General features: G+C 67.2%; 21 protein-coding genes. 8 read left to right on the forward strand and 13 right to left on the reverse strand.

Going from position 1 to position 15,722, the window contains the following annotated elements:
* The first annotated feature begins 110 nt into the window (after positions 1-110).
* From minC to minE, 3 genes are all read left to right on the forward strand, one after another.
* The gene (gene minC / locus ASD34_RS06890; RefSeq protein WP_056574720.1) at positions 111-887 is read left to right on the forward strand and encodes a septum site-determining protein MinC; all 777 of its coding nucleotides are present in this window, start codon (positions 111-113) and stop codon (positions 885-887) included.
* A 73-nt stretch (positions 888-960) separates the two neighbouring features.
* Positions 961-1,776, forward strand: coding sequence for a septum site-determining protein MinD (minD, locus tag ASD34_RS06895; protein WP_056574723.1), 816 nt, complete (start codon positions 961-963; stop codon positions 1,774-1,776).
* 2 nt (positions 1,777-1,778) lie between these two features.
* The gene (gene minE, locus ASD34_RS06900) at positions 1,779-2,051 is read left to right on the forward strand and encodes a cell division topological specificity factor MinE (protein WP_056574726.1); all 273 of its coding nucleotides are present in this window, start codon (positions 1,779-1,781) and stop codon (positions 2,049-2,051) included.
* Between the two features lie 9 nt (positions 2,052-2,060).
* Here the strand turns inward: minE and ASD34_RS06905 are convergent, their stop codons facing one another.
* Complete coding sequence (locus ASD34_RS06905) at positions 2,061-2,969, reverse strand: alpha/beta hydrolase (RefSeq protein WP_056574729.1); 909 nt, start codon at positions 2,967-2,969, stop codon at positions 2,061-2,063.
* A 216-nt stretch (positions 2,970-3,185) separates the two neighbouring features.
* Positions 3,186-3,788, reverse strand: coding sequence for a TetR/AcrR family transcriptional regulator (locus ASD34_RS06910; RefSeq protein ID WP_056574732.1), 603 nt, complete (start codon positions 3,786-3,788; stop codon positions 3,186-3,188).
* Between the two features lie 171 nt (positions 3,789-3,959).
* Between ASD34_RS06910 and ASD34_RS06915 the strand changes: the two genes are divergently transcribed.
* Together ASD34_RS06915 and ASD34_RS06920 are read left to right on the forward strand one after the other, a co-directional pair.
* Positions 3,960-4,904, forward strand: a complete 945-nt coding sequence (locus ASD34_RS06915; RefSeq protein ID WP_056574735.1) for a CysB family HTH-type transcriptional regulator — start codon at positions 3,960-3,962, stop codon at positions 4,902-4,904.
* A 113-nt stretch (positions 4,905-5,017) separates the two neighbouring features.
* Complete coding sequence (locus tag ASD34_RS06920) at positions 5,018-5,284, forward strand: hypothetical protein (RefSeq protein ID WP_056574738.1); 267 nt, start codon at positions 5,018-5,020, stop codon at positions 5,282-5,284.
* 80 nt (positions 5,285-5,364) lie between these two features.
* On the opposite strand, the gene ASD34_RS06925 is transcribed toward ASD34_RS06920, so the two are convergent.
* Both ASD34_RS06925 and ASD34_RS06930 read right to left on the reverse strand, forming a co-directional pair.
* The gene (locus tag ASD34_RS06925) at positions 5,365-5,811 is read right to left on the reverse strand and encodes an RcnB family protein (protein WP_056574741.1); all 447 of its coding nucleotides are present in this window, start codon (positions 5,809-5,811) and stop codon (positions 5,365-5,367) included.
* A gap of 146 nt (positions 5,812-5,957) precedes the next feature.
* Positions 5,958-6,548 (reverse strand): dihydrofolate reductase family protein, encoded by a 591-nt coding sequence (locus ASD34_RS06930; protein WP_056574744.1) that lies wholly within the window; start codon positions 6,546-6,548, stop codon positions 5,958-5,960.
* Between the two features lie 109 nt (positions 6,549-6,657).
* Here ASD34_RS06930 and ASD34_RS06935 point away from each other — a divergent pair, with 109 nt between their 5' ends.
* Complete coding sequence (locus ASD34_RS06935; protein WP_056574747.1) at positions 6,658-7,080, forward strand: winged helix-turn-helix transcriptional regulator; 423 nt, start codon at positions 6,658-6,660, stop codon at positions 7,078-7,080.
* A gap of 197 nt (positions 7,081-7,277) precedes the next feature.
* Positions 7,278-7,919, forward strand: a complete 642-nt coding sequence (locus ASD34_RS06940; RefSeq protein WP_056574750.1) for a GDSL-type esterase/lipase family protein — start codon at positions 7,278-7,280, stop codon at positions 7,917-7,919.
* On the opposite strand, the gene ASD34_RS06945 is transcribed toward ASD34_RS06940, so the two are convergent.
* From ASD34_RS06945 to ASD34_RS06960, 4 genes are read right to left on the reverse strand one after another with little or no spacing between them, the layout of a single operon-like run.
* Positions 7,920-8,453 carry a class IV adenylate cyclase gene (locus ASD34_RS06945; RefSeq protein WP_056574752.1) on the reverse strand — a complete coding sequence of 178 codons (534 nt, stop codon included), beginning with the start codon at positions 8,451-8,453 and terminating at the stop codon, positions 7,920-7,922.
* A gap of 24 nt (positions 8,454-8,477) precedes the next feature.
* A complete protein-coding gene (locus tag ASD34_RS06950; RefSeq protein WP_056574755.1) occupies positions 8,478-8,831 on the reverse strand; it encodes a hypothetical protein in 354 nt (117 codons plus the stop codon).
* Complete coding sequence (locus ASD34_RS06955) at positions 8,828-9,427, reverse strand: cob(I)yrinic acid a,c-diamide adenosyltransferase (protein WP_056574759.1); 600 nt, start codon at positions 9,425-9,427, stop codon at positions 8,828-8,830. Before ASD34_RS06955 ends, ASD34_RS06950 begins: the two co-directional genes overlap by 4 nt.
* Before the next feature lie 16 nt (positions 9,428-9,443).
* Positions 9,444-9,944 carry a DinB family protein gene (locus ASD34_RS06960; RefSeq protein WP_056574762.1) on the reverse strand — a complete coding sequence of 167 codons (501 nt, stop codon included), beginning with the start codon at positions 9,942-9,944 and terminating at the stop codon, positions 9,444-9,446.
* A 76-nt stretch (positions 9,945-10,020) separates the two neighbouring features.
* Between ASD34_RS06960 and ASD34_RS06965 the strand changes: the two genes are divergently transcribed.
* Positions 10,021-11,445 carry an FAD-binding oxidoreductase gene (locus ASD34_RS06965; protein ID WP_056574765.1) on the forward strand — a complete coding sequence of 475 codons (1,425 nt, stop codon included), beginning with the start codon at positions 10,021-10,023 and terminating at the stop codon, positions 11,443-11,445.
* A 92-nt stretch (positions 11,446-11,537) separates the two neighbouring features.
* On the opposite strand, the gene ASD34_RS06970 is transcribed toward ASD34_RS06965, so the two are convergent.
* The 5 genes from ASD34_RS06970 to ASD34_RS06990 all read right to left on the reverse strand — a co-directional run bounded on the left by ASD34_RS06970 (position 11,538) and on the right by ASD34_RS06990 (position 15,691).
* Complete coding sequence (locus ASD34_RS06970; RefSeq protein ID WP_056574770.1) at positions 11,538-12,437, reverse strand: CsgG/HfaB family protein; 900 nt, start codon at positions 12,435-12,437, stop codon at positions 11,538-11,540.
* Positions 12,438-12,579: 142 nt separating this feature from the next.
* Positions 12,580-13,533: a ParB/RepB/Spo0J family partition protein gene (locus ASD34_RS06975; protein ID WP_056574774.1), complete on the reverse strand. Its 954-nt coding sequence runs from the start codon at positions 13,531-13,533 to the stop codon at positions 12,580-12,582.
* A complete protein-coding gene (locus ASD34_RS06980) occupies positions 13,533-14,078 on the reverse strand; it encodes an RBBP9/YdeN family alpha/beta hydrolase (RefSeq protein WP_056574777.1) in 546 nt (181 codons plus the stop codon). Before ASD34_RS06980 ends, ASD34_RS06975 begins: the two co-directional genes overlap by 1 nt.
* Before the next feature lie 48 nt (positions 14,079-14,126).
* A complete protein-coding gene (locus ASD34_RS06985) occupies positions 14,127-15,047 on the reverse strand; it encodes a ParA family protein (RefSeq protein ID WP_056574781.1) in 921 nt (306 codons plus the stop codon).
* Positions 15,048-15,076: 29 nt separating this feature from the next.
* On the reverse strand, positions 15,077-15,691 hold the full coding sequence (locus tag ASD34_RS06990) for a LysE family transporter (RefSeq protein ID WP_056574784.1): 615 nt from the start codon (positions 15,689-15,691) through the stop codon (positions 15,077-15,079).
* Positions 15,692-15,722 lie beyond the last annotated feature (31 nt).

The raw sequence follows: 15,722 nt of genomic DNA on the forward strand, positions 1-15,722 counted from the left end.
GTGCAATAAGTGTTGTGCAGGGTCAGTGAACACGACACCAGCCATCGGGCTTTGGCCGGCGCCCGTTAGACTCCAACGCTTTTCGCACCGACGTTCACACACGTTTTCCAATGGCCGATGTTTCCGCCGCTCGTACCAAGGCGGTTTTCGAATTCAAGAGCGCCACGCTGCCGCTGATCGCAGTGATCCTCAAGACAGCCGACCTCGACGTGCTGGCCGAGGCACTCGACGCCCAGTTGGCGGATTCGCCCGACTTCTTCGAGCAGGAGCCGGTGGTGATCGACCTCTCGATGCTGCAGGAACTGGCGGCCGAAGCCGGCGCCCCTGCCCCCGGGATCGACTTTGCCGCCCTGCGCAGCCTGCTGGCGCGCCACCAGACTCAGCCGATCGCCGTGCGCGGCGGCAGCCCCGAGCAGCATGCCGCGGCACGTGACGCCGGCCTGTCGGTGGCCGCCATGCCCGCGGCCCCCGCGCCGCGCCCGCCAGCGCCGCCCGCCGAGGCGCCTGCGGCCTCCGAAGCCCCGCAGATCGTGCGCGAGCTGCCGGTGCCGGCCAACGGCACGCTGCTGATCGACAAGCCGCTGCGCTCGGGCCAGCAGATCTACGCGCGTGGCGGCGACGTGGTGGTGACCGCCATCGTGAGCTTCGGCGCCGAAGTCATCGCCGACGGCAACGTGCATGTGTACGCGCCGCTGCGCGGCAAGGCCATTGCCGGTGCGCGCGGCAACACCGAGGCGCGGATCTTCTCGACCTGCATGGAAGCGCAGCTGGTGGCCATTGCCGGCATCTATCGCACGAACGAAGTGCCGCTGCCCGAGCCCGTGCTGGGCAAGCCCGCCCAGGTGCGCCTGGACGGCAAAAAGATAGCGATCGACGCGATTCCCTGAGATGACACAGGAACAGGATCGCGGCGACGCCGAACATCAATCGACAACTGAATCGAAACAAGAAGGAATGGCGATGGCCAAAATTGTGGTGGTGACCTCGGGCAAGGGCGGCGTCGGCAAGACGACCACGAGCGCCAGCTTCGCGTCGGGCCTTGCGCTCGCCGGCAAGAAGACGGCCGTGATCGACTTCGACGTGGGCCTGCGCAATCTCGACCTGATCATGGGCTGCGAACGCCGTGTGGTGTATGACCTGATCAACGTGATCCAGGGCGAGGCCAACCTGAGCCAGGCGCTCATCAAGGACAAGCAGTGCGACAACCTGTTCGTGCTGGCCGCCTCGCAGACGCGCGACAAGGAAGCCCTGTCGCAGGAAGGCGTGGAGAAGGTGCTGACCGACCTGGCCGCCATGGACTTCGACTACATCGTCTGCGACTCGCCCGCCGGCATCGAGACCGGCGCCATGATGGCGATGCATTTCGCCGATGAGGCGCTGATCGTCACCAACCCCGAAGTCTCTTCGGTGCGCGACTCGGACCGCATCCTGGGCATGCTTAGCAGCAAGACCAAGCGCGCCAAGGACGGCGGCGAGCCGATCAAGGAGCACCTGCTGATCACCCGCTACAACCCGAACCGGGTGGCCGGCGGCCAGATGCTCTCGCTGGAAGACATCCAGGACATCCTGCGCATCAAGCTGATCGGCGTGATCCCCGAGTCGGAAAGCGTGCTGCACGCCTCCAACCAGGGCGTGCCCGCCATCCACGACAAGGACACCGACGTGGCCCAGGCGTACAGCGACGTGGTCGCGCGCTTCCTTGGCGAAGACAAGCCGATGCGCTTTGTCGAAGCCGAGAAGCCGGGCTTCTTCAAACGGATTTTCGGGAGCAAGTAGGCATGTCGTTTCTTTCGTTCCTGCTTGGTGAGAAGAAGAAGACTGCGAGCGTCGCCAAGGAGCGCCTGCAGATCATCCTCGCTCACGAGCGCTCCAGCCTCAGCGGCAAGAAGCGCCCCGATTACCTGCCCGAGCTCCAGCGCGAGCTGGTGGCGGTGATTTCCAAGTACGTGTCGATCAACGCCGACGACATCAAGGTGCACCTGGAAACCCAGGACAACCTCGAAGTGCTGGACATCAAGATCGAACTGCCCGATCCGGTTCCGGCGCGCTGAGCGTCGGTATCAGGACTGCGGTGGCGCCACGAAGCGCGCCACCTGGTCCAGCACCGCCGCTTCCTTGAGGATGCGGCGGTGGCCCCACCCCTGCGTGGGAAAGAGACGCGCGCCGGCGATCGCATCGCGAAAGGCCTCGGCGTCGGCGAAGCGGTTCACGCGGTCGTCGCGGTCATGCACGATGAGCGTCGGCTGCGTGATGCGCGGGCCCACGGCGGCAGGTTCAAGCTGCTGCATGAGGATGCCTTCACGCGCTTCGATCAGGCGTTGCATGCCCGCGCGCGTGCGCTCGCTGAGCCCGAACACCTGCGCGAAATAGCGCGTGTACTCGCGCGGCGAAGCCGGCGGTGCGAGCAGCACCAGCCGCTGCGCCGGCAACCCGCGCCCCGCCGCATAGGCCAGCGCATTGGCCCCCAGCGAATGCGCGATCGCCGCGTGCAGCACGTGCCCGTCGGCGCCGAGCCGTGCTGTCACGTAGTCGATGGCGCGCGCGAACTGCGGCAGGTTGCTGGCCGTGCCCGCGCTGCGACCGTGGGCGGGCATCTCGAGCAGCACGGGCCGCAGACCCTCTGCAGCGACGGCCTGCGCGAGCGGCAGCATCTGGCCCGCATGGCCGCCCCAGCCATGGACCAGCAGCACGACCGGCGCCGACTCGGCGCTCGAGTCCTGCGCGGCGAGGTGGTAGATGCCAAGGTTCGCGTCCTCGAACGACCAGGCCTCGCGGCGCCAGTCGGTGCCGGGGTGCTGGCCGCGGTACAGCCATTTGGGCGGCAGCGGCGTGCCGAACACGCGGTACGCCGCGCGCACGCCGAGCGCGGGCCACAGGCGCTGCGAGGCGCCGAGGCCGAAGCGCATCGCCCGCATGAACGGGCTGGCGCTGTAGTAGCCCGGGGGAACGGAAGTGGTGGTCGTGGTCATCGAAGGAGTTCCTTGTCGGGGCTCAGTACCAGACCCAGTCCTGGTTGCTGCGCGGCAGGCTGCGCAGCGTGTCCTGCACGCCGCGCACACCGAGGAGGGCCGCGTAGGCGGCGAGAAAGAGGGCAATGATCAGCATGGTGCTTCTCCTTTTTTATCGCACGGTAGTGCGAAATCAAGGCGGACGAAGAGGCAAGGGTCGTCGTCTGCAGGTGCGCCTCAGGCGCGGTAGCTGGAAAGAAGGCGCTGCCAGGTCTGGCCCGCGCGCTCGGCTGCATGCCCATCGCGCAGGAAGCGCGCGTCGTGCAGCTGGTTCATCATGATGCCGTTGATCTCGCTCACGAACTGGGCGGGGTCGGTGTCCGCCTGGAGCTCGCCGGTCTCGACCGCCTGCAGCACGGTGCGGCGCAGCGCGGCACGCCATCGCGTGACCTCATCGAACAGCAGGTCGCGCAGCTCGCCTTCGCGGTCGTCGAATTCGAAGGCCCCGGCCACGTAGAGGCAGCCGGTTTGTGCCTCCACATCGCGCGTGCGGGCGATCCAGCGCGCAACGATGTCGTTCAGACGCGCCAGGCCCTTGGACTTCTGCATGGCAGGCACGAACACCTCGGCCAGGAAGCCGCGGCCGTACTCCTCGATGACGGCCTTCTGCAATGCCTCGCGCGAACCTACGCGCGAGAACACGCCGCTCTTGGACAGCCCGAGCCGGCTCGCCACGGCCTGCAGCGAAATGGCTTCCAGTCCTTCGGCCAGCGCGAGGTGCATCGCCGCGCCAACGATGGCGGCGCGGGTGAGTTCGCTTTTCTGGGTCTTGGCGTCCATGCGGTGAACTTTAGCACAGTCGTGCGAAACATCAACTCCCCCACGCAGAGTGGCTTCATAGATGTTTTGCTCATGTGAAACCAACAAACGCATCGTTCCCCGCATAACCGCTTCTGCCGAGAATCGCCGGTCGGCCCCGTCCGGGTCCGGACCTTTCACCTCCAGCGCCAGATGAACTTTCAACAACTGCGCTCGGTACGCGAGGCCGTTCGTTGCGGCTTCAATCTGACCGAGGTCGCCCACACCCTTCACACCTCGCAGCCCGGCGTGAGCCGGCAGATCCGCGAGCTCGAGGAAGAACTCGGCATCGAGCTCTTCGTGCGTGCCGGCAAGCGGCTCACGGGGCTCACCGAGCCCGGGGGCCATGTGCTGCCGATCATCGAACGCATGCTGATGGAAAGCAGCAACCTCAAGCACGCGGGCCAGGAGTTCGTCGCGCAGCAAAGCGGCCTGCTCTCGGTGGCGGCCACGCACTCGCAGGCGCGCTACGCGATGCCGGTGGCGGTGCAGGAGTTCCGTGCGCAATTCCCGAACGTGAAACTGCACCTGCACCAGGGCTCGCCCAAGCAGATCGCGCAGATGCTGCTCGACGGCGAAGCCGACGTGGGCATTGCCACCGAAGCGCTGGGCGACTACCCGCAGCTGGTCGCCCTGCCCTGCTACCGCTGGACGCATTCGGTGATCGTGCCGCCGGGGCATCCGCTGCTCGACGCGCCGCTCACGCTGGAGGCGCTCACGCAGCACCCGCTGATCACCTACGACACGGGCTTCACGGGCCGTTCGCGCATCGACGAGGCCTTCGGGCAGCGCGGCCTGCAGCCCCACATCGTGCTCGCCGCGATGGACGCCGACGTCATCAAGACCTACGTGCAGCTGGGCCTGGGCGTCGGCATCGTCGCCGGCGTGGCCTACGAGGCCGAGCGCGACACGCAGCTTCGCGCGCTCGATGCGGGGCGGCTGTTCGGCATCAACCTCACCAAGCTCGCGGTGCGGCGCGGCACCTACCTGCGCAAATATGTCTACGCGTTCATCGAGTCGTTCGCGCCGACATTGACGCGCGCGATTGTCGAGAAGGCCTTGGGTGACGAGGTCAAGGGTTCTCATTACGAGATCTAGTTGTTGTGCCACGAAATCGACACTTTCGGCTCCAGGGTTGAAAAGAATGCGCGCAGCTTCACGCAAGCGGCGTACATTCGGGCTAATTCCTTGGCTCCCGGAACGGATCAGCAATGGCATCGACTTCGCAGCAGCAGCAACTACAGGCCACCCGGGCCGCCCAAAAGGCGGCCGATGCAGCGGAGAAGCGCGAACGCCTGAAACGTGCCCTGCCCGCCACTGTCGAGCTGCTGCAAAGCCGCCAGGCCGATCGCATCGACGACCGCGACATCGACGCCTACGTCGATCTCAACTGGCTCGAATGGCACGGTGGCGGCTTGCGCCTCACCATCACCGGGCGCAACGTGTGCGCTCAGTCGTCCGCCACCGCGGTGGCCTGACAAAACACCCGCCAGGTCCCCCAAAAGAAAAACCGCCACAGTCTCCTGTGGCGGTTTTTGCATGTGCGTGGCGAGAAGGCTTACTGGCCCGCGATGATCTGCGCGATGAGGCCGGTGGCGATGGCCGCGAGCACGTAGTCGCCGCCCACACCCACCCACTGGTAGCCGCGCGGCGGCTGCTGCAGGCGATAGGCGCGCCAGTCGTTCACCACGTAGTTGCGGCCCCGGTATTCGGTCGGCACGCGGCCACCGCGGCGCCACTCGCTGTGCGGCTGCGGGAAGCCCCGGCGGTCGAACTGGCGACCGTCGCGGAAGTCCTGGTTGCCGCGATAGCCGGCGTGAGGGCCGCGATGCCCGCGGGGGTCATAGCGACCTGCACCGCGATGGTCGTCGCGCTGCTCGTAGCGGCCGCCGCCCGGACGGTGGTCGTCGCCCCGGCGATCTTGCGCCAGCGCGCTGCCTGCTGCCAGGGACAGTGCGAGCGCCGCAACGGCGGCAGTGGTGAGGCGCTTGGTACGGAAGATCATCTGGAACTCCTTTTATTTGTCTGTGATGACGCCTCCATTGTGTGCAGCGCATGTGTCTGCTTGCGATGCATCAGGTCGCCGTCAGATGAAATACGGTAAGCGCAGGTATCTGCACGGCGTGTTGTCCTGCACGCCCCTGACGTACATCACGCCGGCGCGTAGCGGTTCACCACCATGCCGCAGTCGTAGGCGGTCGATCCGAGCAGACGCAGCGCATGGCCGCGGCGCGTGTCGTGGAACACCGAGCGTCCCGCGCCGACGGCCGTGGGATTCACGAAGAACTGGAACTCGTCGACCAGCCCCGCGGACGTGAGCGACGACGCAAAGCCGACACCGCCGATGGTGAGGATGTCTTTGCCCGGCTGGCGCTTGAGCGCGTTCACTTCGTCGGCCATGGCGCCGCGCGCAACGTCGGTACGCTCCCAGCGCGAGGCCTGCAGCTTGTTCGTGAGCACCACCTTGTGTGCCTGGACGATCCGCTGGGCAAAGGCGTAGTCGGGGTTCGCGGGAAATCGCGTGGCGGCGCGGCCCCAGTGATCGAGGTAGCCCTCCTCGATGAGCTTGCGGCTCAGCAAGAGGGTGTCGACCCCTGCGAACACGGCGTTGAAGTCACGCTTGAGCGCCGCGTCCCATCGCCACCGATCGCCCCACCCCCACAGCTGCCAGTCGATGTCGCCGTTGGCCGGCGACACGAATCCGTCGACCGACATCTGCATTTGCACGATGAGCTTTCGCATCGGAGTCTCCTGAAGGTCGCTTGCGCAAACCGATCTTGAAATGCAAGCAGTTTCAGTATTCTCAAACCGATGCGAAAATGCAAGCAGTTTCTTGAACGGCGGAATCCCGATGGCCCTCCAGCAGAAGTCCCTGTGCCCGATCAACCTCGCACTCGAAGTCCTCGGCGACCGCTGGAGCCTGCTGATCGTTCGCGACCTGATGTTCGTCGGCAAGCGGCACTTCCGCGAGTTCCTGCAGTCCGAGGAAGGCATTTCCTCGAACATCCTCACGGAGCGGCTGAACACGCTGGTCGAGCACGGCGTGCTCAGCAAGACCGACGACCCCACGCACAAGCAGAAGGCGCTCTACAGCCTCACGCCCGTGGGCATCGACCTGCTGCCAGTGATCACGCAGCTCGGCATCTGGGGGCGCAAGCACCGGCCGGTGACGGCTGAGAGCGGCGCGCCCGCGGCTGCGCTGGAAAAGGGCGGGCCGACGCTGCAGAAGAAGATGCGGGCCGCGCTGCGCAAGGCACACCTGGGCGGCAGATAGCGTTCTCGCCCAAGCTGCCAGCGACGGCATGGGTCGGACCTCGGTGGCGCAGAAGGGATGAATGAGTCGACGTGCAGGGCCCCGATTCTTCGCTGCTGCCCGGTGAGGGAAAAAAAGCGGAGAGACCTATGCCCTTTCCGCACAGGCGAAGGGGCAAGCGCCAAAGGCCGCACCGCCTCGTTTAAGCTGCGCGCCACATGAAGCGACGACACCTCCTCCAGATGCTCGCCGGCGTGCCGGCCTCCGCCGTGCTGCTTGCCGCGTGCGGCAAACGAAAGGCCTCACCCAACGCGTTGAAGCCCGATGCCCGCGTGCTGGCGCTGGGTGACAGCCTGACCTTCGGCTACGGTGCGTCGCCCGAGACGGCGTGGCCCGCGAAGCTCGGCGAGCTCACGGGCTGGCAGGTCGAGAACGCGGGCGTCAACGGCGACACGTCGGCGGGCGCGCTGGAGCGTCTGCCCGCGCTGCTGTCCGCCGGCAGCTACGACGCGATCCTGATCGGTATCGGCGGCAACGACATGCTGCGCGGCGTTTCGCCCGCAAGCACGCGCGAGAACCTTGCGGCGCTCATCGAACAGGCGCGCGCGCACACGCCCCATGTGGCGGTGCTGGCCACGCCGGCGCCCGATGCGATGCGCGCGGCCGTCGGCTCGCTCAGCGACGCGACGTTCTACGAAGAGGTGGCGAAGTCGGGGCAGGCGCTGCTGGTCGCGGGTGTGTATTCGGGCGTGCTGTCGGATGCGGCCCTGCGCTCGGACCGCATCCATGCAAACGCGAAGGGCTACGCCCAGGTGGCGGAGCAACTCGCCGAGCAGCTCAAGGCGGCGGGCTGGCGCTGATCAGGCGGCTTGCTGCTGCAGTTGTCGCAGCAGGTCGACGTAGGCGCCTTGCACCAGTTGGCCCTCGGCCACGCCCAGCCGGGCCATAAGCGCATGGGCTTCGGCCACGCCGGCATCGGCAGGCTCGCCCTCTTGGAGCACGACTTCGAGTTCGAGGAATTCACCGAGTCCTTCGACGCGGTCGAGGTGCACGCGCGTGCGGCCCACGAGAAAAAGGCGGCGCTGCTTGCGCACGCGGCCGGCCTGGCCCCAGGCGCGCGTGAGCGATTCGCGCAGCACGTCGGGCATGGCGGTGGGCGTGATCAGGTAGAACGATTCCTTCGGGCCGCTGCTGTCGGCGCGGCGATAGAAGATGAGCTCGCCGCGGTCGGGGGCGAAGGTGCGCAGCTTGAGGCGGTCGGCGCTGTGCTCGCAGCGGAAGAAGGTGTCGTCTTGCGCGATCTCGATGGGGCCTTGGTCAGCGAACGTCGCGGCGATGCGGGCAACGCGATCCACGCTGTCGATGCGAGCCTTGATCTCTACGTTTCTTGCCATCTCAGGCCCTCCCTCCCAAGTTTCTCAAGGCGCGTTGCCCTGCGGCCCCACAGGCGGCGGTGCCGCCCGCCCGCTCGAACCCGGTGCCAGCTTGCGTCCGAAGGATTCGCCGACGTTGCGCACGGGCCGGCTGGCTTTTTCCGACACATTGCTCACGCCACGCCGCGTGGCCGCATCGGCGCGGTTGACGCCGCGACCGGCGGCGTTGGTGCCGCGTTGCACGCTGCCCACCACCTTGCCGTTGCGCGACGGCGATGGGATGGTGTGAGCGCGTTCGGCCTGCGGCGGGTTGTCGGCACTCTGCGCCTGCGCGGTGACGGGCAGCCAGAGCGCGGCGGCGATGGCGGCGAGCGATGCGGTGAGGTGAAGGTTCTTCATGGCGTCGTCCCCTGGGAGTGGTCTTCGGATTCGGCGGCGGCCGCGCGGGCCATGCGCTCGCTCTTCCAGTACACGTCGTCGCCGCCGTTCATGCGGTTGAGCACGCGTGCGAGCACGAAGAGCAGATCGCTGAGCCGGTTGAGGTACTGGCGCGGCGCGTCGTTGAGTGCGGTGGTGGCGCCGAGCGCCACCACCGCGCGCTCGGCACGCCGCGCCACAGTGCGGCACACGTGCGCGAGCGATGCGGCGCGCGTGCCGGCGGGCAGGATGAACTCGGCCAGGCGCGGCAAGGCGGCGTTGTGATCGGCCAGTGCGTTGTCGATCTGCAGCAGCGCCTCGGGCTTGAGCAGCGTGAAACCCGGCATCGAGAGTTCGCCGCCCAGGTTGAAGAGCTGGTGTTGCACGTCGACCAGCAGCTCGCGCACGGGCTCTGGCAGCGGCTCGCACAGCAGCGCGCCGATGTGCGAGTTGAGTTCGTCCACGTCGCCCATCGCGTGCACGCGCAGGTGATCCTTGGGCACGCGGGTGTTGTCGCCCAGGCCGGTGGTGCCGTCGTCGCCGGTGCGCGTGGCGATCTGGGAAAGTCGGTTGCCCATGGGCGCTCCTCTCGGTTCAGGTCGTGAGGCCGGCGGCATCGATCTTGCCGGCCAGCCATTGCAGTCCTGCCAGATGCTGCTGGTCGTGACTGCACAGGTAGTGGATGAGGCTGCGCATCGTGAGCGGGCCGTAGCCTTCGAACACGGCCGTGCGCGCAAGCTGCGTCTCGCTCAGCTGCGAGACGATTTCCATCGTCTGCACGCGCGCCAGGCGGAACTCGGCGAGCACGGTGGCCGCGTCGGCTGCGCCGTAATTGCGTTCGATGGCCAGCGGCTCGCTGTCGATCGACGCGAGCGTCGGATGGGTCTCGGCGAGCGTGCGGCGAAAGCGCACGTGGTAGCCCTCGGTCTCGATGTCGCGCACATGGCACAGCTGCTCGATGGCGGTGAAGGCTTCGCTGGGCACGCCCTCCCACGACGACGGTGCCCAGTGCCGGAAGGCCTGGGGAATGGCCGCGTAGTGGGCGTCAAGCTGCGAGGGAAAGGCCGCAAGGGCTGCAAGGGTCGTGGGGTTCATGTCTTCTACCGAAGCGCATTATGGTGCGCGCTCCGTAAAATGACCGATCCCCCTCAGCACCTCCAGGAGACGCCCGATGAACGCCCCGACTTCCACCTCGCACCTGATGCCGGCGCTCCATCTGCGCGATGTGCCTGCGGCCCTGATCGACGGGCTGAAGGCGCGCTTCGGCGACAACTGTTCCACGGCGATGGCGGTGCGCACGCAGCACGGGCGCGACGAGTCCTCGTTCGACGCACCGCCGCCCTCGGCCGTGGTGTTCGCCGAAAGCACGCAGGACGTGGCCGATGCCGTGAAGCTCGCCAGCACACACAGTGTGCCGGTCATTCCTTTCGGCGTGGGCTCCTCGCTCGAAGGCCACCTGCTCGCGGTGCAGGGCGGCATCAGCATCGACGTGTCGCGCATGAACAAGGTGCTGTCGATCAACGCCGACGACCTCACGGTGACAGTGCAGCCGGGCGTCACGCGCAAGCAGCTCAACGAAGAGATCAAGAGCACGGGCCTGTTCTTCCCCATCGATCCAGGCGCGGATGCCTCCATCGGCGGCATGACGGCCACGCGCGCCAGCGGCACGAACGCGGTGCGCTACGGCACGATGCGCGAGAACGTGCTGGCGCTCGAAGTGGTCACGGCCGCGGGTGACGTCATTCGTACCGGCACGCGCGCCAAGAAGTCGTCGGCGGGCTACGACCTCACGCGCCTCATGGTGGGCAGCGAAGGCACGCTGGGCGTGGTCACCGAAGTCACGCTGCGCATCTACCCGCTGCCCGAAGCGGTGTCGGCGGCCATCTGCTCGTTCCCGAGCATCGAGGCCGCGGTGCGCACCACCATCGAGACCATCCAGCTCGGCGTGCCGATCGCGCGCGTGGAACTCATCGACGTGAACACGGTGCGCATGGTCAACGCCTACGCCAAGCTGGGCCTGCGCGAAGAGCCGATGCTGCTGATGGAATTCCACGGCTCGCCGGCCGGCGTGAAGGAGCAGGCCGAGACGGTGCAGGAGCTCGCGAGCGGCCACGGCGGCAACGCCTTCGAATGGGCCAGCACGCCGGAAGAACGCACGCGCCTGTGGACCGCGCGGCACAACAGCTACTTCGCGGCCGTGCAGTCGCGCCCCGGTTGCCGCGTGATCTCGACCGACACCTGCGTGCCGATCTCGCGACTGGCCGATTGCCTGCTCGACTCGGTGGCCGAGGCCGATGCGAGCGGCATCCCCTACTTCCTCGTCGGCCACGTGGGCGACGGCAACTTCCACTTCGGCTACCTGCTCGACCCGAACATCCCTGAAGAGCGCGTGAAGGCCGAGGCACTGAACCATGCGCTGGTGAGCCGCGCGCTGGCGCTCGAGGGCACCTGCACGGGCGAGCATGGCGTAGGCCTGCACAAGATGGACTTCCTGGTGACCGAGGCGGGCGTGGGCGCGATCGACATGATGCGCACGATCAAGCGCGCGCTCGATCCGAAGAACATCATGAATCCGGGCAAGATCTTCAGCCTCTGATCGATCTCAGTCCCGCATGAAAAAGCCCGGCGGCTCGCAGGAGCGCCGGGCTTTTTCGTGGCGGGCTGAAATGAAGACCGACGGATTCTTGCTTACCGGCGGCGACGCGCCGGTGCCGGCTCCGGCGGCACGTAGGTCTGCGACGGTGCCGCGCCGCCGTCCACGCCCAGGCGGCCACCGCCGCCCAGGCCCTGGCCGCGCACCGTCTGCGCCTTGTAGTTGCGCAGCGAACGGACCATCTGGTTGAACGCATCCATGAAGGCCGCCGCGATCACCTTGCCCTGCGCGGTGTTCGTGTAGCCGCCGAGGCCACCGGCACCGCTGCGGCCAGCCAGGCCACCGAAGGCGCCGAAATCGGTCTTGGAGGCGCTGCCTTCCGAAGCCGCGACCTGCACCCCCGAGCGGTTGTCGATGAGCGTCAGCAGCGCGCTGGCTTCCTTGGTCTGCATGCTGCCACCGATGGCTGCGATGGCACGGCCACGGCCGCCCCCCACGAGGCCGCCGAGCGCGCCGCCGATGCCGCCCGCGTCGCTGTTGCTGAACACGATCTCGGGCGACAGTCCGTAGTCGGACGCCACCATCTGGCCGCGGCCGAAATTGCTGCCGCCGCGCATCTCGCCCGACTGCATCAGCGCGCGTTCACGCGTCATCGCGTTCATGCCGGCCGCGCCGCGCTCAACCACGATGAAGCAATTCGACTGCTGCACCAGCAAACGCAACAGATTTGCAGTAGGCGGCAGGCGGTACTCGCCCGTGAGGATGGTGTACCAGCCGGCGTTGACGTTCTCGATGAGCGAGACGGTGCCCAGTGGCGATTCGCAGCGCTCGAGCTGGCTGCTCGCACCCGCCGTGGCACCGCCGGCGGCGCTGCCGGTGGCCGTGGTCTTGGCGGACTGGCTGCCCATCTGCATGTCGGTGGTGGCGCAGCCCGTGAGCAGCAGCGCGCCGACGGCGACCGCGGCGAGCGGAAATTTGGTGGCGAAGAACGGCATGGTCGACTCCCTCGTTTCGATGGTGATGGTCTTGCAACGCTGAACGAAAAACCGCGATCGAGGATACGCGCAAAGGATTGCAGGAATCAATCAAACGAACGCAGGGGTCCCTCTTCGCAACACAGGCCAGGGCCCGTTTACCCTAGGCCGTTCGGCGGATGCGTTCGATGAGCCCGTTGAGTGCTTCGATGGAGCCGAAGTGGATCACCAGCTCGCCGCTCTCACCGCGCTTCGTGCGCTTCTTGATGCGCACCTCCACCTCGGCCGTGAGCAGGTCGGCCAGCTCTTCCTCGACGCGCTGCAGGTCGCGCGATTTCTCACCGGCATTGCCACGCCGCGAGGGCGTGAGCGTGAACTCGGCCGCGAGCTTCTTCACCAGCGCTTCGGCCTCGCGCACCGACATTTTCTTGGCGGCGATCTGGTTGGCGGCGGTGATCTGCGTGCCGCGGTCCAGCGACAGCAGCGCGCGTGCGTGGCCCATGTCGATGTCGCCGGCCATCAACATCAGCTGCGCAGGTTCGGCGAGGTTCAGCAGCCGCAGCAGGTTGCTGGCGGCACTGCGCGAACGGCCGACGGCTTGGGCCGCCATTTCGTGAGTGAGCCCAAACTCTGTGACAAGGCGTTGCAGGCCTTGGGCTTCTTCCAGCGGGTTGAGGTCTTCGCGCTGGATATTCTCGATGAGCGACATGGCCGCCGCGGCCTCGTTGGGCACGTCGCGCACCAGCACCGGCACGCTGTCGAGGCCGGCGAGCTTGGCGGCGCGGAAGCGGCGTTCGCCCGCGATGATCTCGTACTCGGCGTTCTTGACCGCGGCCGATTCGGCATCGAGCCGGCGCACCAGGATCGGCTGCATGATGCCCTGCACCTTGATGCTCTCGGCCAGCTCGTACAGCGCGCCCTCGTCCATGCGGGTGCGCGGCTGGTAGACGCCAGCCACCATCTGGTCGAGCTTCAGGGTGTTGGGGTTCTGCGGTGTGGCGCCCTCTTCTGCCGAGGTGCCGCCGAGCGGGCCGCCGGGGTCGGCGGAGGGTGCAGCCGTCGGGCCGAGCAGCGCTTCGAGGCCGCGGCCCAGGCCCTTGGGTTTCTTGGTCGCCATCAGTGCGTGTCTTTCGAGAGGTCGTTCAGGAGTTGCCGGCCTTCGGGCCAGTCGCCCAGGCCGGATTCGGCATTCAGGTGGCCACCGGTGCCGGCGTCGATGAAGTGTGCGCCCCAGTCGCGGGCCAGCTGCTTCGAGCGCGAGGCTTCGCAGTACGGGTCGTCGCTGGCGGCGATCAGCACGGCCGGAAACGGCAGCGGCTGGCGCACGATGGGCGCCCAGCCGGGAATCAACTGGCGCAGGTCGTCGCGCTCCAGGTCGCCGGGCGCCACCAGCAGCGCGCCGCGCACCTTGTGCGTGTGGCGCGAATGGGCCGCCCAGGCGGCGGTGAGGATGCAGCCGAGGCTGTGAGCGGCCAGCACCACTTGGCCCGGCGCGGCCAGCACTTCTTCTTCGAGGCGGATCGACCAGTCGCCGCGCAGCGGGCGCATCCACTCGTGCTGGTCGACGCGGTGGTCGCCGTAGACCGACTCCCAGCGGGTCTGCCAATGGCCGGGGCCGCTGTTCTGCCATCCGGGCAGCAGCAGGATGCGGGGTTCACTCATGGCTGGTTGCTACGAACTTGATAGCGTCTACTGCCCTTCAGACGGGCATCAGGCGGAGTTTTGATCGGTATCGACGACGGAAGCAGAAGGCGCGGCGGCCAGCACGTCGTCGGGAATCGGCAGGTCGGGCACCACGCGCGGCGGGGACGTGACCGGCGGTGCCACAGCACTCGAAGCGAAGGCGCTTGCGGGCGGCATCTTGGCGACCAGCTCTTCCGCGAAGGCGATGAAGGCCTGGCTGCCCCGCGCGGCCGGGTCGAACACCACGCCTGGCAGGCCGTAGCTCGGTGCTTCGGCCAGGCGCACATTGCGCGGGATGACCGTGTCGAACACCTTGTCGCCAAAGTGAGACTTGAGCTGCTCACTCACCTGCTGCTGCAGCGTGATGCGGGGATCGAACATCACACGCAGCAAGCCGATGATCTGCAGGTTCTTGTTGAGGTTGGCGTGCACCTGCTTGATGGTGTTGACCAGGTCCGTGAGCCCCTCGAGCGCGAAGTACTCGCACTGCATCGGCACGATCACGCCATGGGCCGCGCACAGGCCATTGAGCGTCAGCAGGCTCAGGCTCGGCGGGCAGTCGATCAGCACGAAGTCGTACTCGGCGCCGACGGCGGCCAGCGCGGTGCGCAGGCGTTTTTCGCGGCGGTCGAGCGCGACCATTTCGACTTCGGCGCCAGCCAGTTCACGGTTGGCGCCCAGCACGTCGTAGCTGGCTTCGGCCTCCACGAGCTTGTCGGACTTCACCCTCGCCTCGGCCACCGAGGCCGATTCGAGCAGCACGTCGTACACCGTGAGCTCCAACTGGCGCTTATCGATGCCCGAGCCCATGGTCGCGTTGCCCTGGGGATCGAGGTCGATCATCAGCACGCGTTGGCCTACCTTGGCCAGGCCGGCGGCGAGATTGACAGTGGTGGTGGTCTTGCCGACGCCGCCCTTCTGGTTGGCGATGCAGAAAATCTTGGCCATGTGTCGTCAGTGCGGGTCGTCGGGGTCGGTCAGCGGGAGATCGCGAGCTTGATGCCGAAGGCGATCAAGAAAGTGCCAGCCAGCTTTTCGAGCGTGGCCGAGATGCGGGGATTGGCGCGGATGCGCGCGGCCAGGAAGTGCGTGAGCAGCGTCGAGGTCAGGCCGTACAGGAAGGTCAGCACGGCGATGGTCACGGCCATGGCGCCGAAAGTGAAGAGGCCCTGGTGGCGCGCCGGATCAACGAACAGTGGGAAGAAGGCCATGTAGAACACGATCGCCTTGGGGTTCAGCAGGGTGATCGTCAGCGCCTGGCGCAGGAAATGGCTCGGGCGGATGTTCAGGATCGGCGCTGCACCGGGCTTGGCCAGCAGCATCTTGAGGCCGAGCCACGCCAGGTAGGCGGCACCCAGCCACTGCACCGCCTTGAAGGCGGCCGGGTAGGCGGCCAGCACGGCCGACACGCCCGCCACCGCTGCCCACATCAGGACCTGGTCTCCCAGGATCACGCCGAAGGTCGCTGCCAGGCCGCCACGAATGCCGCCTTTGCTGGTCGAGGTGATCAGCGCCAGATTGCCCGGACCGGGAATCAGGAGGAACAGGACAATGGCGGCGACGAATGCGCCGTAGTCAGCGATGCCGAACATGGGATTTGCCTCGAAAAAGAGAGCCAGGGGA

Source organism: Variovorax sp. Root473 (genome assembly GCF_001426505.1).
GTDB lineage: Bacteria > Pseudomonadota > Gammaproteobacteria > Burkholderiales > Burkholderiaceae_C > Variovorax.